General features: G+C 52.6%; 17 protein-coding genes. 14 read left to right on the forward strand and 3 right to left on the reverse strand.

The annotated features are described in order from the left end of the window. The first annotated feature begins 371 nt into the window (after positions 1 to 371). The 3 genes from ACFQ2I_RS12720 (at position 372) to ACFQ2I_RS12730 (ending at position 3,945) form a co-directional block, all read left to right on the forward strand. Positions 372 to 1,340: an ABC transporter permease gene (locus tag ACFQ2I_RS12720; RefSeq protein WP_377564707.1), complete on the forward strand. Its 969-nt coding sequence runs from the start codon at positions 372 to 374 to the stop codon at positions 1,338 to 1,340. A gap of 52 nt (positions 1,341 to 1,392) precedes the next feature. After that, positions 1,393 to 2,277, forward strand: a complete 885-nt coding sequence (locus ACFQ2I_RS12725; RefSeq protein WP_377564677.1) for a carbohydrate ABC transporter permease — start codon at positions 1,393 to 1,395, stop codon at positions 2,275 to 2,277. 81 nt (positions 2,278 to 2,358) lie between these two features. Then, positions 2,359 to 3,945, forward strand: coding sequence for an extracellular solute-binding protein (locus ACFQ2I_RS12730; protein ID WP_377564679.1), 1,587 nt, complete (start codon positions 2,359 to 2,361; stop codon positions 3,943 to 3,945). A gap of 162 nt (positions 3,946 to 4,107) precedes the next feature. Here ACFQ2I_RS12730 and ACFQ2I_RS12735 read toward each other — a convergent pair whose 3' ends face one another. Further along, positions 4,108 to 4,968, reverse strand: coding sequence for an AraC family transcriptional regulator (locus tag ACFQ2I_RS12735; RefSeq protein ID WP_377564681.1), 861 nt, complete (start codon positions 4,966 to 4,968; stop codon positions 4,108 to 4,110). Between the two features lie 90 nt (positions 4,969 to 5,058). Here ACFQ2I_RS12735 and ACFQ2I_RS12740 point away from each other — a divergent pair, with 90 nt between their 5' ends. From ACFQ2I_RS12740 to ACFQ2I_RS12755, 4 genes are all read left to right on the forward strand, one after another. Next, positions 5,059 to 6,012 (forward strand): aldo/keto reductase family protein, encoded by a 954-nt coding sequence (locus tag ACFQ2I_RS12740; RefSeq protein WP_377564683.1) that lies wholly within the window; start codon positions 5,059 to 5,061, stop codon positions 6,010 to 6,012. A 37-nt stretch (positions 6,013 to 6,049) separates the two neighbouring features. Beyond that, entirely contained in the window at positions 6,050 to 7,729 is a 1,680-nt protein-coding gene (locus ACFQ2I_RS12745; protein WP_377564685.1) for a sensor histidine kinase, read from the forward strand. Positions 7,730 to 7,747: 18 nt separating this feature from the next. Beyond that, positions 7,748 to 8,497, forward strand: coding sequence for a response regulator transcription factor (locus tag ACFQ2I_RS12750; protein WP_377564687.1), 750 nt, complete (start codon positions 7,748 to 7,750; stop codon positions 8,495 to 8,497). A gap of 152 nt (positions 8,498 to 8,649) precedes the next feature. After that, complete coding sequence (locus tag ACFQ2I_RS12755; RefSeq protein ID WP_377564689.1) at positions 8,650 to 9,648, forward strand: calcium/sodium antiporter; 999 nt, start codon at positions 8,650 to 8,652, stop codon at positions 9,646 to 9,648. A gap of 63 nt (positions 9,649 to 9,711) precedes the next feature. Here the strand turns inward: ACFQ2I_RS12755 and gap are convergent, their stop codons facing one another. Beyond that, positions 9,712 to 10,779: a type I glyceraldehyde-3-phosphate dehydrogenase gene (gene gap, locus ACFQ2I_RS12760; RefSeq protein WP_377564691.1), complete on the reverse strand. Its 1,068-nt coding sequence runs from the start codon at positions 10,777 to 10,779 to the stop codon at positions 9,712 to 9,714. 338 nt (positions 10,780 to 11,117) lie between these two features. On the opposite strand from gap, the gene ACFQ2I_RS12765 reads away from it, so the two are divergent. Both ACFQ2I_RS12765 and ACFQ2I_RS12770 read left to right on the forward strand, forming a co-directional pair. Next, the gene (locus ACFQ2I_RS12765; protein ID WP_377564693.1) at positions 11,118 to 12,074 is read left to right on the forward strand and encodes an acetylxylan esterase; all 957 of its coding nucleotides are present in this window, start codon (positions 11,118 to 11,120) and stop codon (positions 12,072 to 12,074) included. A gap of 179 nt (positions 12,075 to 12,253) precedes the next feature. Further along, on the forward strand, positions 12,254 to 15,361 hold the full coding sequence (locus ACFQ2I_RS12770) for an ATP-binding protein (protein WP_377564695.1): 3,108 nt from the start codon (positions 12,254 to 12,256) through the stop codon (positions 15,359 to 15,361). 238 nt (positions 15,362 to 15,599) lie between these two features. Here ACFQ2I_RS12770 and ACFQ2I_RS12775 read toward each other — a convergent pair whose 3' ends face one another. Further along, the gene (locus ACFQ2I_RS12775) at positions 15,600 to 17,117 is read right to left on the reverse strand and encodes a PhoX family protein (RefSeq protein ID WP_377564697.1); all 1,518 of its coding nucleotides are present in this window, start codon (positions 17,115 to 17,117) and stop codon (positions 15,600 to 15,602) included. A 185-nt stretch (positions 17,118 to 17,302) separates the two neighbouring features. On the opposite strand from ACFQ2I_RS12775, the gene ACFQ2I_RS12780 reads away from it, so the two are divergent. The 5 genes from ACFQ2I_RS12780 to ACFQ2I_RS12800 form a co-directional block, all read left to right on the forward strand. Then, a complete protein-coding gene (locus ACFQ2I_RS12780) occupies positions 17,303 to 17,605 on the forward strand; it encodes a DUF6916 family protein (RefSeq protein WP_377564699.1) in 303 nt (100 codons plus the stop codon). After that, positions 17,602 to 18,120, forward strand: a complete 519-nt coding sequence (locus ACFQ2I_RS12785; RefSeq protein ID WP_377564709.1) for a phage tail protein — start codon at positions 17,602 to 17,604, stop codon at positions 18,118 to 18,120. Before ACFQ2I_RS12780 ends, ACFQ2I_RS12785 begins: the two co-directional genes overlap by 4 nt. 46 nt (positions 18,121 to 18,166) lie before the next feature. Further along, positions 18,167 to 18,697 carry a phage tail protein gene (locus ACFQ2I_RS12790; RefSeq protein ID WP_377564701.1) on the forward strand — a complete coding sequence of 177 codons (531 nt, stop codon included), beginning with the start codon at positions 18,167 to 18,169 and terminating at the stop codon, positions 18,695 to 18,697. Between the two features lie 31 nt (positions 18,698 to 18,728). Next, positions 18,729 to 19,256 (forward strand): phage tail protein, encoded by a 528-nt coding sequence (locus tag ACFQ2I_RS12795; RefSeq protein WP_377564703.1) that lies wholly within the window; start codon positions 18,729 to 18,731, stop codon positions 19,254 to 19,256. A gap of 32 nt (positions 19,257 to 19,288) precedes the next feature. Next, a partial coding sequence (locus tag ACFQ2I_RS12800) for a choice-of-anchor Q domain-containing protein (RefSeq protein WP_377564705.1) occupies positions 19,289 to 23,000 on the forward strand: 3,712 nt, incomplete at its 3' end.

Below are 23,000 nucleotides of genomic sequence, written 5' to 3' on the forward strand. Positions count from 1 at the left end.
GCCGGGAACCCCCGGCTTGTTTGTGCTTCTCAGTCATTTTCTTAAGAATGGACGGTTCAAACTTATAAATGAACAGTAGGTTCGCGCTATACCCTCTTTCTAATATGGGATTAACTATCCCATATAGAAAGAGGGTAATTTTTTTATGTTCAGCAATTAACCGGCAATGCGTTGGCAAGATGCGCTAATGGGTGGAAACGGCCTCCTGGGTGTGCTTGTATACGATGAGCGCCAGTTCCTGTCAGCGGGGAATGTTGCCCCTTAAAAATGGACATTGCGATCTGAATTTTGAACCGTATTCGCGGACGCAGGGGTTCCATTAGAATGGGAGCAGAGACATCGGAGGTGACGACGTGAAAGCGAATACAGCCATGGCTGTTGAGAAAAATGAAAAAACGGCAGCTTTTCGAGAGGGCCTCAAACGATTTCGAAAGCAGCTGCCGTTTCAAGTGTTTGTCCTATTGGGAATCGTGTTCCTGCTTATTTTTTCTTATACGCCAATGTTCGGAATTTTAATGGCGTTCAAGGATTACCGGATTACGTCCGGCATCGGTGGCATTTTCACCAGCCCGTGGGTCGGCATGCGTTATTTCGAGGAATTGATTAACGACTACAATTTCCCCAATCTGGTTCGCAATACGATTGCGATCAGCTTATTGAAGCTCGTCTTCTCATTCCCCGTACCGATCGCCTTAGCCATTATGCTTAACGAGGTCCGGCATTCCTTCCTGAAGCGGTTCGTGCAGACAGTCAGCTACATGCCGCACTTTATCTCCTGGGTGGTCGTCATGGGCATCTCGTTCGCATTCTTCTCTACGGAGACTGGTCTTGTGAACAATGCGCTGCAATCGCTAGGGGTGATCGACGAACCGTTCGATTGGCTGACGAATCCGGATTCATACTACGCGCTTGCGGTAAGCACGGCAATCTGGAAGGAAGCGGGCTGGTGGACGATCATCTTCCTGGCGGCGATAGCGGGCATCGACCCCGGGCTGTACGAAGCGGCGGAGATCGACGGCGCGGGCCGCATCAAGCGTATATGGCATGTGACTCTGCCCGGCATGAAGGGATCCATCGTGGTCGTAGCGATTCTCTCCATCGGCAGCATGCTAGGCGGAGGCTTGGTCGGCTCCAACTTCGAGCAGTCGATGCTGCTGGGCAATGCGCTGAATAATGAGAAATCGCAAATTATTCAGTCCTACGCCTTCAACATTGGCCTGGCACAGGGCAGATTCGCCTTCGCGGCTGCCATAGATCTTGTGCAATCGTTCATATCCGTCCTGTTGGTGCTGTCCAGCAACTACCTGGCCAAGCGCTTCTCGGGGCAAGGATTGTACTGACAGGCTTGGAAGATGGCAAGGTGAAAGAACTTTTAGCAAGGAGGTTTCCCGTATGAGCAGAAGGGCGACGCTGGAAGACCGCGTAGTGGATGGAGTCAACTTCGTCCTGCTGACCCTTGTCACGCTAGTTACGCTGTATCCGTTTTATTATATTTTATTGGTTTCGTTTAATGGCGGGGAGGATACGGCGGCCGGCGGCATGTATGTATTCCCCCGTGAATTCACATTGGATAATTACGCTTATTTCCTGAAGGAGAAGAAGTGGATTGATGCGATCGGCATCTCGGTACTGAGAACGTTGATAGGTACGGCGGCAAGCGTTTTGTTCACCAGCTTGGTGGCGTACGGCTTATCGAGGTCGGACCTGATGTTCCGAAGATTTTATTTCATAACGGTTGTCGTGGCCATGTATGTGTCGGGAGGTCTGATTGCATATTATGTCGTTCTTCGCAGCATTGGCTTGATCAACTCGTTCGGCGTATACATTTTCCCGACGATGCTGAATCTGTTCTTCCTTATGATTGCGGTGTCCTTCTTCCGGGAGGTGCCTCCTGAGCTGGGTGAATCGGCGCGCATCGACGGAGCGGGCGAGGTCAAAATCTTTTATCGCATATTACTGCCGGTCTCGCTGCCGCTGCTTGCGACGATGAGCTTGTTTCTGGGATCTGCACAATGGAATGCCTGGCTGGATTCCGCGTATTTCGTACAGGATCAGGGATTAAGAACGTTGTCGTTCCGAATGATTGAAGTGATGAATCAGACCAATTTCAAGCCTACGGACGCCTTGACGGCAGAATACAGCTCGCGAGCGAGCGTCACCCAGTTATCCGTTCAAGTGACGGCAATGGTCATCTCCATCTTTCCGATGCTGTGCGTCTATCCGTTTCTGCAGAAGTATTTTGTAAAGGGTATGATGCTTGGCTCCGTCAAAGGATAAGCGGATGCTTGCGGGCCGCAGCTGACAGCAGCATGCAGCTCTTGGCATAAATTAAAAAAATCAGAGGGGTTGTGTATACCAGTGGAAAAGAAAAACTTACGGACTATGCGCTCATTATCATTATCGTTCCTGGTGATGACGCTGTTAGTCTCCATGCTGGCCGCATGCAGCGGCACGAACAACGGAAATGGCGGCAGTGAAAAGGGATCGAATAACGGCACGACGACGGATTCGCCTGCTGGAGCAGGCGCGAATGAAGTGGTGGAACTGGATATATTCATCGACCAGCCTTGGTGGCCGGTGAAGGACTTCGAAGGTACAGTGTCGCAAGAGATTACGAAACGCACCGGTGTTAAGCTGAATGTGACGGTGGCAACTGACGAGAAGCAGCTTCCCGTTATGATCGCTTCCGGTGAACTGCCCGACCTGGTCGCTACAAGCAATCAATGGATGCGCATGTCGAATCCCGATCTGTCTTATGACTGGAATAGTCTGATCGAGCAGTATGCGCCGGACTTCGCCATTCATTCGGAGCGAATAGCTGTCAATACGATGGAAGACGGGAAATTCTACACCATTCGCAACAACTTCTCGACGACGGAAGAATGGGAGAACCATAAAGATTATGCCTTATTATCCGGACCGGGCATTGCTTATCGGGCGGATCTGGCGAAGGAGCTGGGGATTACGGAGATTAACACGCTGGACGACTTCATGAATATGCTGGGCGCAGCGAAGGAGAAGTATCCCGACATGATTCCGTTAGTGCTTAACGCCTTCTGGAAGAGACACTTCTTCGCGCTGCAGTTCGGCGCGGCATGGGATCACTTCGACGAGCAGGATGGCAAGCTTGTGCATGCGCTGCACACGCCGAATCTGGAGAAGGCTTATCTCTACATGAACGAGATGTATCGCAAGGGCTATATTACCGCAGAGAACTATGCGATCAAGAATGAAGATCAGACTAAAGCGTTCGCCACCGGCGGTAAAGCATTCGCTTACACGTGGACGACGAATGTGGCTGATGCGCTGAATGCGGAGACGAAGGAACAAGGGATGGAATGGGCTAGTGTTCCGATGAAGCTGTCCGACGAATTCCGCTATATCCGGATGGATACGGGCTGGCAAGGGACATTTATTACGAAAAACAATAAAAATCCGGAAGCTTCCATTAAATTCATGCAGTTTCTACAGTCCGAGGAAGGGCAGCGACTGGCGTTCTGGGGCGTTGAAGGCGTCGATTACAACATGAGCGAGGATGGCGGGTATCCGATCTATACGTTCAACAGACAGGATGCGGAAGAAGAGGGTATGAGAGGGCTTGTATGGGGCATGCTGGGCGGCAGCGCCGTACATGAGCTAGTAGGCGGATATATCCCGGGAACGGAGTCCACGAAATCGAGAGAGCAGCTTATGGCCAATACAACATTCAACTGGGCGATGGGCATGGTAAAGACGCCGCCGGCCGATTCCGAGGAGAGTATCATTGCAGCCAATATTAAGACAATGATGGCTAATGAGGAAGCGAAAATCTACCTGGCGAATTCGGAAGAGGAAGCGCGTGAGGCTTACGCCAGTATGGTAGAGAAGGCGGAGAAGATGGGGCTGGAGAAGCTTGTGGAGTGGGCAAATGTCAAATATGAAGAGGCTATGAAGCTGTTCCAATAACTTGCATAGGCTATCGATCAAGGCACAGCATAGACTGTGCCTTGATCTCTGAAGCGAGGCATGGAGAGGCAGAGGTTAGAATTCGATAAATAGCCGTTCATTCCCTCCATTCCCTATGAGCTGCATAAGAAAGATAATAAAGACAGTCTCTCGGAAAGCAGGTTATTCCCGCGTTGTCCGTTCGTAAGGAGCCGGTGCGGCGTCTTCAAGCAGGCTGCGGTATTCGGAAGGCGAGTAACCGGTATGCTGCTTAAAGATGCGGGATAAGTAATAGACATCCATTCCGATCTCCGTCGCAATCTGTCCGATCGGCTGACGGGTAGAGGTAAGCAGCAGCTTCGCCTTCCTAATCCGCGCCCGTTGGATGTAATGAGCGGGAGTCATGCCCGTCATACGCTTGAATATGCGAATGAAGTAATTGGGATGGAAGTGGGCCGATTCTGCCAGACGAGCAATGGACAGCTCTTCGTGCAGATGATCCTCGATATGGCGGATCGCGAGCTTGATCCGGTCCATGTAGGCCGGCGTGCTCCACGTCGTGAGCTGATTCGGGCAATGAGAGAAGTATTGCATGACGATCTCATACAGCAGCGATCTGACACGAAGCGGCGCGTTCCAGTCCTCGCATGAGAAGGCGACTATCAACTCGTCGAACAGACTGTGAAGAGCGTCGGTATTATCGGGATCGATCACCCAGGGAAGCTGGAGCATATGGAACAGATTAAGCTCCCCCACCGTCGCGGTGAAGTGGCACCAGTATTTCGTCAGCGCGCTGCCGTGCAGGGCGGAGAAGGACAGCTTGCGACCAGCAGGAAGCAGCAGCCACTGCCCTTGGCGCGGACGGAATTCCTCACCGTCGATTTTCACCCAGCATTCGCCTTCGGTGATAAGGAAGAAGCGGTTGAATGGGCTGACGATATCATGGGCTTGCCAATGCTTCGATACGGCATGGTACTCGACAATTTCCAGGTGGAGCTCCAGATTCTCGATCAGATTTCGCGCTAGAGAATGGGCTTGTGTCATGGCAGCGTTCCTTTCTCCGGGAGATGTTAGGAGTAAGATAGCACAACTCGTATGAAAAAAGAAGTGAAAAACGCAGGGAGGGTATTAGCTATGCAATATCGCCGATTGGGAAACAGTGGACTTAAAGTAAGTGAAATCGCTCTGGGGAGCTGGCTGACATACGGAGGCTCGGTGGAGGCAGCTTCGGCGGAAGCGGTCATTCACAAAGCTTATGAGCTAGGCATTAACTACTTCGATACGGCCAATATGTACGCGCGGGGCGAAGCTGAACGGATCGTAGGCCGTGCGCTTGCCTCCTATGATAGAGACTCCTATGTGCTCGGGACGAAGGTGTACTTCGATATGGGAGACGGACCGAATGATCGGGGATTGTCGAGAAAACATATTATCGAACAGTGCAATGCGAGTCTTAAGCGGCTTGGCGTGGATTATATCGACTTGTATTACTGTCATAGATACGATGACAATACGCCGCTGGAAGAAACGCTGCGAGCGATGGACGACCTGATTACGCAAGGCAAAGTACTGTATACCGGGATTAGCGAATGGAACGCCGGACAGATCGCAGATGCATGTGGCCTGGCGAAACAATTGCATTTTGACCCCATCGTCGTCAATCAGCCGGAGTACAATATGTTCACCAGGAGCATAGAGAAGGAAGTTGTGCCGATGTGTGAAGACAAGGGCATCGGTCAAGTGGTCTTCTCCCCGCTTGCACATGGCGTATTGACGGGCAAATACCGCAAGGGAGAGACTCCCCCTGCAGGGACGCGGGCAGCGAATCCGGAGCATAATCATTGGATCAAGAGCCAAGGGTTGCTGTCGGAGCATCGATTGGATCAGATCGAACAACTGCAAGGGATTGCGAACCGGAACGGCATAAGCATGCCGCAGCTGGCGCTTGCCTGGAACTTGAGGCTGCCGAATGTGGCCAGCTGCATTATCGGAGCGACTCGTCCGGAGCAAGTGGAACAGAATGCTTCCGCGGCAGGGGTTCGGTTGTCGGCAGAGGACTTGGCGGAGATTGAGTGCATTTTAGCCTGACAGCAAGATTATGAATTGAAGCGGTGAGTGTATGGGAATGGTCAAAAAAATGATTGCCGGTTATTTTTGCATCATCTTTATTCCCGTGCTCGTATTCGGATTCTGGCTGTACAATACTTCCTATCAAAGCTTGGCAGAGCAGTATATGAGAGGGAAGCAGCAAGTACTGGAGCAGTCCTATGGCAACCTGAAGGTGCAGTTAGCCCAGTTGGAAGCGGCGTACGGGCTGTTCCAGTATAACGGGAATGTGACGGAATATTTAAGCGGTGCACATAATTCTGAAGCAGAATATGTATACGCTTTCCTCAAGTACATCAGTCCGATATCCTCCCACTTGTCCATCGGCAATCCGCATCTGAAGGAAATTGTGCTGTATGCGAACCAGCCCCACGTGCTGGTCATAGAACCCGATGTGACCGGCATTGCGGAATTTCCCTTGCCGGAGCTGCGTGAACGTATTAAGCGGCTGCCGCCTGATGAAGGGCTGTGGCATCTGGACATGCGGGACGAGTCGATGGCGCTGGATTTACGTTTTATTCAGAAGCTGTACAATAAGGAATTCTCGAAGGACATCGGACTGCTTGAAATTCGTGTGGACAGCAGTATGTTAAGTTCGTTCATACAGGGACTGTCGGGAAGCTCCGATGCGGTCATGCAGAAGACAGGAGAACGGAGTATTGCACTGGCGGAGGCGGCGACACTTGCAGCTATGAGAGAAGGCGCCTTATCCGACGATCTATGGAACCAGGAGCTGTACGTGGAGGAGCTGGACTTGAATCTGGTCATTGCGGACTCCGGCAGCGAGTTGTTCACTGACATTCGGAAGAAGAAGAATACATCCGTCATCGTCATCGCGCTGTTATTGCTCGTTTTATCCTATTTATACTATATGTTCGCTTCATCTGTTACGCGTAGAATATCCAGGCTGGCAAGGCATATGAAACGCATTGACCATACGAATCTGGAGCCATTCCCCATTCAGCCAGGAGGCAGGGATGAGGTCTATTACTTGACCACTTCCTTCAACTTGATGATGAATCGGATCGATGAACTGATTAACAAAGTGCAGCGCTCCGAAATTATGCGGAAGGAAGCGGAGTATATGATGCTTCAAGCGCAGATCAAGCCTCACTTCCTGTACAATACGCTGGAGACGATTCGTATGCTGGCTGAGGCAGACGGCAATGCCAGCGTGTCGCAGCTGACTAATTCCTTCGCTCGCTTCATCCGTTACAGCTTGGCGCGTCATGAGGATGAGGTAGCCTTGGCGGATGAGCTGGAGCATGTAGCGGATTATCTGCGCATTCATCGTACGAGATTCGGAGAACGAATGACCTTCGACATTGAGATAGAAGATAAAGCGATTCGCAAGCATCGATGTCCGCGCTTCATTCTGCAGCCCATTGTGGAGAACAGTATTGTGCATGGCATATCGAAGCAGCGCAGGAGGGGCCATATCGCTATCCGATGCGTCATGGAGGAGGGGCGAGTAGCCGTCCGTATCCGGGACGACGGAGCTGGCATGAGCGAAGAGGCGCTGTCGAGACTGCGACGGCGACTGAATGGAGAAGCAGGGTTGACGGAAGCATCGCCTTCAGGAGGAGGTTTGGGGTTATGGAACGTCCATGAGAGAATCGGCATGTATTACGGCGAGAACTCTGGAATTGCATTGGAGAGCGCGCCGGGTGAAGGGACGGTGGTGGTGCTGACGCTATAAGAGAAAGGAGGGACCATGATGAAGATGATGATTGTGGACGATGAGCCGATTATTTTGAAAGGGATTGCGTCTATGGTCAGGAGCGGAATGGACGATCAATTAGAAATAATGGAGGCAGCTGATGGGCCGGAGGCGTTGGAGCGTCTGCCCTTCTTCAAGCCGGATCTGCTTATGGCTGATGTCAATATGCCGGAGATGTCGGGGCTTCAGCTTATCGAAGAAGCACAACGAAGAGGCTACTGCAGCAAATTCATTATACTGACCGGCTACGACGAGTTTGAATATGCCTGCACGGCACTTCGGCTAGGGGTCAAAGATTATTTGCTGAAGCCGGTGCAAAGGGACGAGTTGTTGGGAGCCATAATCGAAGCTTCCGGCTACGAGGAAGAAGAAGAAGGAAGGAGTAATTCGTCGGAAAGTGATGCTGGCGAAGATAGCGGAGTGATAGACATCGTGCTGCGCTATCTTCGCCAGCATTACCAGCGTGATCTGTCACTGGATGAAGTGGCTCGCCATGCTGGCGTTCATCCCAATTATTTATGTCACATACTGAAGCGGGATCTGGGCATCGGCTTTGTAGCCTATCTTCGGCAGATCCGCATAGAGAGAGCGAAGGAACTGCTAGCTGCGGGTTATGCTGTTTCTATCGGAGATATCGCTCAAGCTGTCGGATACGAGCAGCCCCGCCACTTCTTCAAGGTATTCAAGAAAATGACGGGTATGACGCCTGGCCAATATAGAAGCGCCAACGATCAGGATGGGCGGTAATGTCATTCTTGCAGCAAGGATCTGGCGATTATGTTGCGCTCTCCAACCTTACAGATGACGGATGCACATATTATTCCTGTATGGTGGTACAATAGCCATATAATTGATATGGCAGATGTTCGTCAAGGCTGGGAAGGGGATGACGCGACGGGATGGAATACTTGTTATTGCTGGTCGGGTTCGGATTGCTTATTGTCGGGGCCAACTATTTCGTGGAGGGTTCCTCCAATATAGCATCGCTGATGAAAGTGCCTCCCATGATTATCGGCCTAACGATTGTCGCCTTCGGAACGGGCTCTCCGGAAGCGACGGTAAGCATTATCGCTGCCTTGAACGGCAGTGCGGGCGTATCGGTCGGCAATGTGATAGGCAGCAATGTGTTCAATACGACGCTGGTAATCGGGATGACGGCCATTCTTCTAGCTGTACAGGTGGAGAAGGAGACGCTGAGGAAGCAGATTCCCTTCACGCTGCTGGCAAGCGTAGCGCTGCTGGTGCTTGTAGGCGACGTCCAACTGCAAGGTGACGCATTCGGCGTATTAACCCGGGGTGACGGTATCATCTTATTATTGTTCTTCGGCATCTTCCTGTATTATCTGTTCGAGGTGGCCAGAGAGGGACGGGAAGAAGAGGCTGTTGCGGACAGAACAGGAGAATCGGACCAAGGAATAATGCGATCCGCATCTGATTCCAAGAGCAGAGGTTCTTGGGCTAAAAATATCTTGTTCACCATTGCCGGGCTGGGAGCCATTATATACGGCGGCCATCTGGTCGTGCAGGAGAGTACCAATATCGCACTGGCATGGGGCATGTCAGAGACGCTTGTCGGCCTTACCATCGTGTCGATCGGCACATCACTGCCGGAGCTGGTCACTTCCATTGCCGCCGCGTTGAAGAAGCAGAACGATATTGCCGTCGGCAACATTATTGGAAGCAATATCTTCAATATTCTATTCGTCCTTGGCGTATCCGCTGTCATCTTCCCCTTGCAGGTAGAGAGTGGTCTTATAGTGGATATTGTGATTGTCATCGCGCTGACGGCCCTGTTGTTTATCGTCTCCAGAACGCAGTATCGCGTCGGGCGAATCGAAGGCTCGCTGCTCGTGCTCAGCTACATCGGATATATGGTATATGTGGTGATGCGGGGGTAGTAAGGCTTACAATGAAAGGGAGGATAGCGCTCTAATGAGCATGCTATCCTCCCTTGTCGTCTGTCAGTAGGAAATCTCATCGGCTATGACAAGTGCGGGTATGCGATGATTGGAAGGTTCTGATTGATTCTCTTGTCGGGCTACCGTTCCCGCCAGTTCAACCACACGGCAGGCGTAAGCCCATTCGTTGTCATACCAGGCAAGCACCTTGACTTGCTGACCTTGCTGCATGATGGATAAGCCGTCGATGATAGCGGAATGGCTGTTGCCGACGTAATCCACCGATACTAACGGCTCCTCTGAATATGCTACATAACCGGCAAAAGTATGTGCCGCCGCCCACTTGAAGGCTTCCTTCACGTCTGCCGCGCTTGCGCTGCGCCCGACTTGCACCGTCAGATCAACCAGTGACACATCTTGCGTCGGCACACGCAGGGACAGTCCCTCTACATATGGCGCAAGATGCGGCAGGACATCGGCCAGCGCTTTGCGTACCCCGGTCGATGTGGGAATGATAGATTGCGTACAGGCCCTGGCTCTGCGCAAGTCCTTGTGAGGGTTATCCAGCAGGTTCTGATCCGATGTGACGGCATGTACGGTCGTCATCCAGCCGCTCTTCACCTGGAAGTTGTCGTCCAGTATTTTCAGGACGGGAGCGACGCAGTTCGTCGTACAGGATGCGGCGGACAGAATGTGATGTCGGGCGGGATGAAATTGATGGTCATTCACTCCCATCACGATGGTCATATCCATCTCCTTGCCAGGCGCCGTAATAATTACACGGCTTGCGCCGGCGGCGATATGGCGCATCGCCCCTTCTCTGTCATTGAACTTGCCTGTGGCGTCCATGACGAGCTGCACCCCCAGCTCCTTCCAGGGGATCTCCTCCGGGTTGCGATGGCTGACGCATGGGATCAGCCTGTCGTTAATCCGCAGCTTGCCATCCTCAGCGGAGACATCGGCTTTCCAAGTGCCGTGCACAGAGTCATATTTCAACAGATGGGCAATTGTTTCGGCAGGATAGGTGCTGTTGATGGCCTTCAGTTGCTCCGTTAATTCCGCTTTTTCTATCAAGCTGCGAATTAAAAGCCGTCCTATCCGTCCTGTGCCGCTAATGCCGATTCCCGTCATGATGATCCCCCTTGTTTTTCTTTAATGTGAGTCATTAATATCGTATATAACTGTATTATAAATATATATGATGTTATATATCAAGGGTTAATTTCGAATATATGACACACTATATATGCAGGGCTGGTAGGAGCAAGGCATGCGGCATAGGCTAGAGAGTGATGAATGCGAGGAAAGCGGGTGAAAAGAAGTGAAATTGGGGCGTGTAACCTTAGAAGCTTGGTGGAAATCGTCCAAAATGATGAATTGACGCGGAATAACGGCGAAAATGACAATAGTAAAAAATGTTAGTAGCTAGTAGAATGGGTGTATTACATATCGAAAGGATTGACCTGACAATGCCATTAGTAGATATGCCGCTAGAGAAGCTGAAAGCGTATACGGGAAGAAATCCCCGCCCCGCTGATTTCGATGCGTACTGGGACCGGGCGCTGGCGGAGCTGCGAGCTGTAGATCCGCAGATCGAGATGGTGCCAAGCTCCTTCCAGACACCCAATGCGGAATGCTTTGACCTATACTTCACAGGCGTTCGGGGCGCGCGCATTCACGCCCAATATGTCCGTCCGAAGGGCGTGCAGGAGCCTCATCCGGCGGTAGTCCTGTTCCATGGCTATACAGGTCATGCCGGTGACTGGTCCGGCAAGCTGTCCTATGCGTCGCTAGGCTTCTCTGTGCTCGCCATGGACTGCCGCGGCCAAGGCGGTTCCTCTGAAGATGTGGGCGGGGTGAAGGGCAATACGCATCGCGGCCATATTATTCGCGGATTGGACGACCATCCCGACAATCTTCTGTTCCGTCACATCTATCTGGATACAGCTCAATTGGCGGATATTGCCCTTGGTCTTCCCGAGGTCGACCCGGAACGAGTGTATGCAGCGGGCGGTTCGCAAGGCGGAGCGCTGACTATCGCATGTGCCGCTCTGGAGCCGAGAGTGAAGAAGCTGGCACCTCTGTATCCGTTTCTATGCGACTTTAAGCGCGTATGGGAGATGGATTTGGCGAAGGACGCTTACGAAGAGCTTCGCACCTACTTCCGCCACTTCGATCCGACACATGCGCGGGAGGACGAGGTGTTCGAGAAGCTGGGTTACATCGACCTGCAGTATTTGGCAGATCGCATACGCGGAGAAGTACTCATGTTCGTGGGGATGATGGATACCGTGTGTCCGCCGTCTACGCAGTTCGCAGCTTATAACAAAATAACGGCGCCGAAGGACCTTGTCATTTATCCCGACTTCGGGCATGAAGGTCTGCCCGGCGCATCCGACCGCACGATTGCATTTTTCCTGAAATAAGTCGAGCGGGGCTGGAGAAACACGACAATACTTTTTTAAGCCCGGAACATGGTTGCAGCAGCAGCTTTTGTTTCGGGTTTTTCGTTTTGGTGCGAGACAGAAAATGGTATACTTTTAATAGATACGGCTTTGGAGCGGGAGAAGATTGCTAGTTATGTTCGAATAGAGGGAAGTGCATAATGGTTAAGCATAAGAGAACTGTTCTGATCGTCATTCTGGCGATGATCGCGGCAGTTGCAGCAGGAAGCTTCATCATTCAGCAACGCGGCAACGTCGTCAGGCAGCCGGCGATAACAGTTGAACAAGGCGAGCTTGATTTGACGAAGTGGGATTACGAGCGGACGAAAGTGATTATGCTGGCAGGACAATGGCATTTTTATTGGCAGCAATTGCTTGCAGGCGATGACTTTAACGGTAAGGCTCCAATGCCGAATGCCATGTATGCGAATGTGCCAAGTGTGTGGAATCAGTATGAACGCGATGGCCGCAGCTTGCCCGGTTACGGTTATGCGACTTATCGTCTCAGAGTGAAGACCGACGGCAATCTGCCCGATCTGGCCTTGAAAATTCCGATTATGTCTACGGCATACAACATTATCATTCATGGAGAAAGCGTAGCCGTTAACGGCAAGGTGGCGAAAGATCGAGAGCATGCGGAAGCGGCCTACAAGCCGCAATCGATTACGTTTCGGCCTCCGGCGGAGGATTTTGATATTGTTGTACATATTTCCAATTATATTTACGCCCGAGGGGGCATGTGGTTCGCTATCGAGCTCGGAACGGAGGATGGCATTGCAAGCAGGAACAAGGAACAGTTCGCGGTCAGCATGTTCATTGTAGGGAGCACGTTCATGATCGGACTTTATCATTTGATTATTTTCTTGCTTCGCCGCAGTAACCGTTCCGCTCTTTATTTCGGTCTTATCTGCTTAGTGGTTGTGTTCCGGACGTTGGCGATGAAGGATATGTTCCTGCTTCACTTGCTTCCTGATATTTCCATTAGAACACTTGTCTTTATTGAGTATATGACTTATTACGGTGGCATGACGCTTACGGCTCTGTTCCTGCGCGAGCTGTATCCGGAGGAATTCTCGCGCAAGGTCGTTCGGGGAATGACGATCGTCAGCTGCCTCTTTATGCTGTCAGTCATTGCAACCCCTTTGGAATGGTATACGCGCTGGACGAATATGTATCATATATTCATACTGGCCAGTTGCTTATACTATTTATACGGATTAATGCTTGCTGTCAGGAGAGGGCGAAGCGGCGCCGTACTGCAAGTCGTCGGGGCGATCATACTTATGTCAGCCATGTTCCACGATATCTTGCTGCTGGAGTATCCCGATTCTTACTATTGGCTAGGGAGGCAATATTTCCTTGTTGGCATATTCGCGCTAATCGTGATCGAGGCGAGCGAGCTCGCCAGACGTTTCTCCCATGCATTCAGTACGGTAGAGACGCTGTCGGAGAAGCTGCTGTCGTTAGATCGGCTGAAGGATGAGTTTCTTGCCAACACCTCCCATGAGCTTCGCACGCCTCTCCATGGGATCATTAACTTGTCCCAATCGGTGCTTGAGAGGGCTTCCGATCGTCTGAATCCGGAGGAGAAGCACAACGTGGGCACGATTATCTCCGTCTCCAGGCGACTGTCCAATCTCATTAACGATATTCTGGACATGTCCAAGATGAAGAATGGTACGCTTGCGCTCAGAAGGGCAGAGGTGGAATTGGGACCGCTTGTACAAGTTGTGCTGGACATGTTCCGTTTCTTGGCCGGCGATAAGGATATTCGGCTACTCAACGGCTTGCCTGCCCAGCCGATCTGGATCTATGCGGATGAAGACAGAGTGCTGCAGATTATGTACAATCTCATAGGTAATGCATTGAAGTTCACGAAGTCCGGAGAGATAAGGGTGGAAGCCTATGAGAGAGCCGGCATGGTGGTCATTGCCGTTCATGATACGGGTATCGGCATTGTCGGCAGCAAGCTTCACAGCATCTTCGATTCCTACGAGCAAGGAGACGCTTCTAATGGAGGAACAGGGCTTGGCCTTACCGTGACCAAGCAGCTGGTAGAGCTGCAAGGCGGTACAATTCGCGTGTCATCGCAAGTGAATAAAGGCTCCGTGTTCACCTTCACGTTACCACAGGCAGAGCACAGTGACGGACATGCTGCGGCAGGCGGGCAGTTAGAGGGAATGGAGAAGCCGGCGGAGTATCCGCCGAACATGCGGGAAGCGGCTGCTGGCCGGATGGAGATTCTTCCGAAGGATGTGTTATTGTCACGGGACGAGAATGCCTATACGATTCTTGTCGCGGATGACGATCCTGTCAATCGACAGGTGCTGCATCATCTGCTGAGCGCTGACAACTGTCAGGTGATAGCTGTGCCGGACGGTATCAAAGCGCTGGAGGAGCTGGAGAATAACCGCCGTATCGATCTTGCGGTGCTTGATCTGATGATGCCTGGGCTGACCGGTTATGAGGTATGCCGAACTATCCGAAAGCGCTACACGCTGTCCGAGCTTCCTGTGCTGCTTCTGACGGCCAGAAGCAGGCCGGAGGATAAGCTGGCCGCATTTGATGCAGGCGTGAACGACTTTTTGAGCAAGCCGGTTGAAGCGGGTGAATTGCGGGCCCGTATTCGGACGTTGCTTAGTATGAAGACGTCCATTAGCGAGCTGATCAGCTCCGAGATGGCCTTCCTGCAAGCGCAGATCAAGCCGCATTTCTTATTCAATGCCTTCTCTACCATTCTATCGGTTAGCTATAAGGATATTGGCAAGGCACAGGGCTTGCTGATCGAGCTCAGTCTATTCCTACGCCATAGCTTCGACTTCCACAACCGGGACAAGCTTATTCCGATTTCTCAGGAGCTGGAGCTGGTGCACTCTTATCTCAAGATAGAGAAGGCGCGATTCGGCGACCGATTGCGAATGGTAATGGATATAGAGGAGGGGCTGCAGGGAGACATACCGCCCCTTATTATACAGCCGCTGGTCGAGAATGCGATAAGGCACGGCATTATGGGCAAGGTGGAAGGCGGAAAGGTGCGATTGTCTGTACGGCGTGACGGGGTCCGGCTGTGCATTGCGATTACCGATGATGGAATCGGAATTTCCGCGAATGTGCTCGCGAATCTGGGGAGCAATCGGCCTCATTCAGGCGGCGGTGTAGGTCTGATCAATATCGAGCGCAGGCTGCGCAATCATTACGGCGTCGGATTAGAGATTGAAAGCGAGCAGGGGAAAGGCACGACGATCATCATTCGTATTCCGAACGTGTGAAGCGGGCACTGGAGAAGAGACTGTATCGAGGTCGGCGTCGTAATCGACGTGTTCCATGTGTGGTGGGACCCGAAGCTATACGAAGGCATTGCGGATACAGCGGGCCGGAGCGTTACCTGGAGCATGTGTAGCATAAGGTGAGGTGTAATGAAGCAAGCCTCCAAACCCGCTCTCAAGCGGGTTTGGAGGCTTATTTGTCTCGGAGTTGGGACAACTCCTCTATGGCTGGTAGCGTGCTTCACGCTTTCGTTATAGCGATAACCGCATTATGCTCGGGATGCTCCAAGGAGCATACGGCTGCAAAGATAGAACCGTCAGGTGCAAATGCAGGCGCGGACAACACCGCAGATCCAGGCGCGTATGCGAAGGCTTGCGCCTTATCGAACGCGTCGCCTGATGGCGTAAGCATATAGAGCGCATTATTGCCAAAAGGAGCATAAGCGCCCTGGTGAAGCTGCTCAGCCGCAATATCCGTCGCCACCCATAATCGACCGAAAGGATCGAATGCCAGCGGACCGGGAGAGCTGATCGCCGAACGAAGGCCGCCTGTCACAATTTGGTCGGATTGAAAGTCGGTTGTCGCAGCATCGTTATTCTGTTCCACCATTCTAATGATGCTGCCGTGTCCGTGTCCGGCCCGATCATTGCCCGTCTGTGAGAGGAATACGGAATGGTCGCCGGGATGAAGCGCGACTCCTCGAGCGTGCTCCAGCAGCGTTGCTCCCAGCACCAGTGCCGATTCCTCTGCATAAGCCAGCACATCCGCTTGCTCCTTCAGCATGTCAAGCAGCTCTTCGCGCAAACGCTGTACCCCTGCCGGCATCCGATATGACGGGTTACTCAGAATGCGTCTTATCGGCTCAACGGACAGTTCGAGCCATTGTCCGTTGCTCAGATCGGCTGCGTACAGCTTGCCATCCTCCAGCAAGCGAGAATTTCCAACGCCTGCGGCCGGATCGTATGTTCCTCGGCTAATATATTTGAAGAATACTTGTTCCCCCGTCATATAGACGACAGCATGGCCGCTTGCCGCGATGGCGACATTCATGCTGCCGTGCGAGAAGCGTCCCAAGGCGGTATGTTTATTGGCAGTGATGCCGGTGTCGTTGGAGTGGATTTCAGCCGTCCATCCGTAGGATTGCGGATTAATGCCAGCCTTATGAGCGCCCTTGTTATATAGCGATTCCCCTGCCAGCATGGTGCCCCACGGCGTCTTCCCGCCGTACCCATTGCTCCATACGCCTTGCGCGATTGAAGCGCCGTTCAATGAACGAGCGTTTCTTACTGGTCCGGTAAAGGCAAGACGGCTGTTCGCATTCAGCTCCCGGAAGCTGCCCGACTTCGTCCAAAGTCCCTTATGTCGACGCTGTATATCAATTAGAAGAGATCCGGAACCGGACAACGGCGCTTCATGAGCGACAGTCTGGCCGCATGCCCATAGGACGCCGGTATTTTCGAGGTTGCCCTGCCCATATTCTACCTGACGTATATAGTTGGCGTTAGATAGAAGAGACGACGATGTGATAGGGCTTGTCATGTATCCCGATGCAACAGTGAGTCGATTGGTTTTTTGCGGAGCTAATTGTGGGAATGCAATCGGTTTGACGGCGGCTGACGAGGCCGAGCCGGAAGCTGCCGCCGATTCTACCAGTGGGGACAGACCGGAAGAAGCGATAGCTGCGGTAGCTGCAGTAGAGCCAAGATAAGCCAAAAATTTTCGGCGTGATATGGATTGTTGGTTACGATTTTCGTTCATGGAAACCTCCATATTATTTTGTTGTTGTTATTAAATTATGAATAGTTTTATAGAATTAATTGTTAGTTCTGTATATTATCTTTCACTATCATACAATCGACGCTATAATATTGGAAGGGAAAAGATAGAAATTTATTCTTTCTATAATGCTATGGAATCATATATCTGCTTTTAAGGAGGCTGCTATGCGGTTATCAACTGAAGAACAATGGCAACAGGTCCTGAACACGCCCTTCATCGCTCGCGTTGCAGAGTCGATTGCGACATTTCGACTTGTGGAAGTGAAGAGTCTCGGACACGCTCGTACATACAATTTATTATTTCAAGGCCCGACAGAGCCGTTGCTGAAGCAGCAGATCATTTCTTTATCTCATGAGGAGCGGGGCGATTACGATCTCTTCCTGGTGCCCATCGCCAGGGCGGAATCCGGCGTTATCTATGAGGCTGTCGTAAACAACAGAGACGAGGAGGCAGATTCGTGTCCATAGAGCCGTTTGTTGGAGAAATTCAAATGTTTGCAGGTACCTTTGCGCCGAGAGGCTGGGCGTTTTGTGATGGTCAGCTCTTGGCTGTCTCGGAATATGATACCTTATTCAGTCTGATCGGAACCATGTACGGAGGCGATGGGATAACGACATTCGGCTTGCCGGATTTGCGCGGACGGATTCCTCTTCATCAAGGGACGGGACCTGGATTGTCAACATACCACTTAGGAGCCAAAGGCGGAGTGGAGGATGTCACACTAACCGTCAATCAGCTTCCTCCGCATAGTCACAGCATGCAGGCGCGAGGGGAGCAAGGTAATACGAGCAATCCTGTCGGCGCAGTGCCGGCTCTTTCGACATTGGCCTCTTACAGTGAAGCCGGAAGTGCTCCAATTGGCGATATGGACGGCACAGCTTTGCTGGGTACCGGGTGGGGTCAGCCCCATAACAACATGATGCCGTATGTATGCGTTCATTTTATTATTGCGTTATATGGCATTTACCCTTCAAGGTATTAAATAGAGGCTGGAAGACTGAAAGAGTTTATGAGATGGAGGAGATACAATGTCGGAACCACATTTAGGAGAAATTCGAATGGTTTCCTTTAATTTTGCCCCCCAAGGCTGGGCGCTGTGTGACGGTCAACTACTGCCTATCAATCAGAATCAAGCCCTATTCAGTCTGCTTGGGCCGACGTACGGCGGGGATGGACGTACGACTTTTGCCCTGCCGGATTTAAGAGGCAGGTCTCCACTGCATGTTGGATATTTGAATTACGGCGGTCATTATGCTTGGGGGCAGAAGAGCGGCTCGGAGACACACACGCTTACTGGAGCAGAGCTGCCCTCCCATACACATGCGTTGAGAGCGAGCGGCGAAGCAGCCTCTCTTCGATCGCCGAGCGGTGCTATCTATGGCGCAACAACGGTCAGCAATTACCATAGCTGGGGGAATGGCGCCGGCGGTGTGGATCGTGCGATGAGCGGCTCCGCAGTGGCGAGCGTTGGCGGAGGACAGGCGCATGAGAACAGGCAGCCTTATTTGGTTATCAACTTTATTATTGCTCTGCAGGGAATATTCCCTACGCATAATTAACTGGGGATAAAAGAACGGAGGATATTTACATATGATTGAACCATTTATCGGTACGATTATGATGTTCGGCGGCAACTTCGCTCCGCGGGGCTGGGCATTTTGCGATGGACAGCTATTGCCCCTTGCTCAGAATACAGCATTGTTCTCCTTGCTGGGCACAACATATGGCGGCGACGGTCGAACGACATTCGCTCTGCCGAACTTGCAGGGAAGAGTGCCTATGCATCCCGGGCAGGGGCCGGGGTTGACAATGAGAAGATTAGGGGAGCAAGGGGGCTCATCAACGATTACATTAACAGAGGCGGATATCCCTCAGCATGCCCATCAGTTAAAGCATGGATCTGCGGTTGTCCCGCAAGGAAATCCGCTCAATGCGCTCCCGAGTCAAACCTCGGGAAGAAGAGGAGGCGAGCTTTATGCTGCGCCTGCAGGCGGAGAAGTGATGCACCGCGATGTCTTGTCCATAGCCGGAGGCGGACAAGCGCACGCCAATATGAGCCCTTATTTAGGTATCCATTTTGTCATTGCCTTGGTAGGGGTATATCCTAGCCGGTCGTAAGGTGATCCAACCTGGAAGAAGGAGACGAGGAGATGGGATTGCATAGAGACAAGAGACGCTCAGCCCCTGTGGCTGCGCGTATAAGCTTACTGTTGGCCGTTGCTCTGCTGGTGATATCGGGAATGGGGACGAGGGCAGAAGCGGGAACGGTAGGGTGCGGTACGGATCGTGTGAATGAATTGCGGGCGGCCATTGCGGCGAGCAACGCATCAGGGGCTGTGGAGACGATTCAGCTGGGGGCTTGCGATTATGTACTCTCCGGTGGACCGTTGCAAGTGGAAGCGGCCGTTAGGTTGATCGGATTCAGCAGCGGTGCCGGAGGGACGAGGCTCATTGGCAATGGCGATCGTGTCGTCGTTGTTAACGAATATGCATCGGATTCATTCGGGGATGTCCATCTAGAAGCATTGTCGGTTATGAACGGACAAGCTCCGGAGGGGACGAATTTCGGCGGAGCAGGCATATTCGCAGATACGGGCAACGGAACGCTAACGCTGCGAGATGTCGTAGTGAGCAACAATAGAACGGGGAATCACGGCTCCGGAGGCGGGTTGTATGTATCCGGACCGGCCGGCGGCAAGCTTGTATTGGACCGTGCAGTTATTGAAGACAACTTTGCTGCTGTGAACGGAGGCGGCTTGTTCGTTGACGGCGATATCGATCTAAGTATTGATTCTTCTACCTTTCAGAATAATGTAGCGGACACATGGGCGGGTGGAGGCATGGCTGCCATGCCTGATGCCGGTACTGGAAAGCATGAAATTACAAATAGCTCATTCATCGGCAATGAGGCAAAGGGAACGGGCAGCGGAGGTATGGGGGTCGGCGGAGGCGCTGCTGTCTATGCTGCAAATACGGTGATCATGAACAGTACGTTCAGCGGCAACCAAGCCAGAGATGGAGGCGGCGGTATGCTGATCGCTGCCAATCCTGTTCCGCAGAGTGCCGTTAGTCCGCGCTTGAGCTATGTAACGATGACGGATAATCATAGTCAGTTAAAACCGGGCGGCGGTATATTGCTCGCCGCAGGCTCTCCGGTGTTAACCAGCTCGATTATATCCGGGAATACGGCCCCGTCTTCGCCAGATCGGGCGGATATCGGACGCGGCGCCGGCGATGTGCCGCAGCTTGACGCTGCAAGCAGCCAATATAATGTGCTCACAATGGTGGCAGAGGTGTTCAACGGAGATATGGAGGCGGGGCATAATACCATTGTGGGAGATGCCGGACTGCTTCCTCTGGCGGATAATGGAGGGTACACCTCTACTCATGCACTTGCGGCGAATAGTGCGGCAAGAAGCGTAGGAGGTCCAGTGACTGCAGAATCGCTGTACGATCAGCGAGGGTTTCCACGACTAGTGGATGACGCCACTGCTGCAGGTTCTGTGGAAGGGTGGAGCTTCGAAGCTATGGTCAATACGGTGTTCTCCCAATTGTTGAACATGAGAGATGCGGAGGGCTTGTCTGCCATGAGGAGCGGCGAGAGCCCAAGCGGTCTGATTGCGAGCGACTTGCCGCTCGAAGGGACAGGGACGATTCGCACACTGAAGGTTACACCTGCGGCAGATAAAGATGGACATGTTACGTATACGTTAACAGCGACAAGAGTGATGGACGGTGTCTCTCAACCCTTGAGCTCGACCTTGGAGCTGGATGTTGTCGCTTATCCGGATCTGACAGTGGACATTACACCGATCGGCAGCTTCTATCAGACGCAGATAGGGGCGCAATATGAGATACAAGTCACGAACAATGGAATAGTAGACACCAATGAAGCAGTAACATTGATACGCGGGGCACATAGCGGCTTAACGGTCACTGGTATTGATGCATCGGATGGCTGGTCATGCGCCGGCTTGACAGAGGATTGCACGCGGTCTCTTCCGTTGGCAGCAGGTACGACTTCTACGCTGACCGTTACGGTTGACGTTGCGGCCAATGCGACGAGCCCGATTAATCTGACAGCGCGCGTATCTGGCGGCGGGGAGAAGGAGACTAGCAACAATGAGGCCGACGTAGCGGTACAGATTCATACTATATCTCATGTGCAATCGCTGTCCGTGCCTGCGAATGCTGTGTACAAAGCGGGGGACACGCTTGACTTCGAAGTGCTCTACGACGGCAATGTGCTCATCGACGAGACAGGCGGAAAGCCGGCATTGACGCTTGACATCGGAGGGGAGTCGAAGCAAGCGTTATATAGGAGCGGCAGCGGCACTGCCTCTCTTCGGTTCGCTTATACGGTTGAAGAGGGAATGCAGGATTCCGACGGGATCGGAATAACAGCATTAGCGCTGAATGGCGGCACGATGTTAAGCGATAACGGGGTGCCGGTGGGACTCGCCTTAGCTGGAGTGCCTGCGCTTGGAGGCGTTCAGGTTGATGCGAAGAGACCTGTTATGACAACGGTCGCCATTCCTGCTGCAGCATGGTATAGGGAAGGCGATGAATGGGTCTTCCAAGCGCAATTCAATGAGAGCATCGAGGTTACGGGATCGCCTGTGCTGAAGCTTCGGATCGGAAGCGCCAGTCTCGAAGCGCCGTTGGATGCGCAAAGCGGATCATCAGCAAGCTTCAAGCTGACCGTCCCAAGCGGGCAGATGGATGCGGACGGAATTGAAATGACGGGGCTTGAGCTGAATGGCGCAACGATTAAGGATGCGGCAGGCAATGCCGCCAATCTGACGCTTCCGGCAGGCTTGAATACTTCAGGAATTAAAGTGGATAGTATAGTCCCTTCAATAACGGGGATAACGTCTGTTGCCGACAACGGCATCTATTCTGCAGGCGCTGAGCTTGACTTCAAGGTCAGCTTTCAGGAACAAGTCCATGTGGCGGGTGCGGGAACATCGAGATTGGCATTGCTGATAGGTGAAGACAGGAAGTATGCCAATTATGTGCAAGGTTCGAACAGTCAAGAGCTTATCTATCGATATACGGTGCAGTCCGGCGATCTGGACGGCGACGGCATAGCATTCGCCGGGAGCGCGCCGCTGGAGCTGAACGGCGCAACGATTCAGGATGCGGCAGGCAATGCGGCGGACTTGAGCGTTGCGACATTGCCGGACATAAGCGGCATCATGGTGGATGCGGCGGCTCCGGCCATGACTAGCGTGACGATCGCGCCGGGCACCTACTTGGCCGGGGATACGTTGCGCTTGACAGTGAACTACGACGAACCGGTCATCGTAACGGGCGGCGTACCCAAGCTGCCGCTGACGATAGGCAGCCAGACGGTTGAAGCGGCGTATGCTTCGGGAACGGGAAGCGCAGCGCTTGTCTTCACGTATATGCTGGAGGCGAATCTGGAGGATGCCGACGGCATTCAGTTGGCCGCGGCGGTGCTGCCGGGAACGGCGGAAGTGAAGGATGCCGCAGGCAATGAGGCTTCTTATGCGGTATCGGCGCCGCTGCATCTGACGGATGTGCTGGTGGATACCGTCGTGCCAAGCGTGCAGACGGTTGCCATGATAGACGGCGTATACCGGACGGGGAATGAGCTGGCGATCACAGTCACCTATAGTGAAGCGGTGGAAGTGGATACAGTGAACGGCAGCCCGTTCATTGCATTCCATATCGGCGGTACCGGCTACCAGGCATCCTATGCTTCCGGCAGCGGCACCCCTGTGCTGAAGTTTTTGTACACCGTTGCTGCGAATGACGGGAACGGGGAATCTCTCGATCTCAGCGGGGCAGCAGCCATCGAGCTGAACGGCGGAACGCTGAAGGATGCCAGCGGTAATA

It is taken from the genome of Paenibacillus chungangensis (genome assembly GCF_042675905.1).
GTDB lineage: Bacteria > Bacillota > Bacilli > Paenibacillales > Paenibacillaceae > Pristimantibacillus > Pristimantibacillus chungangensis.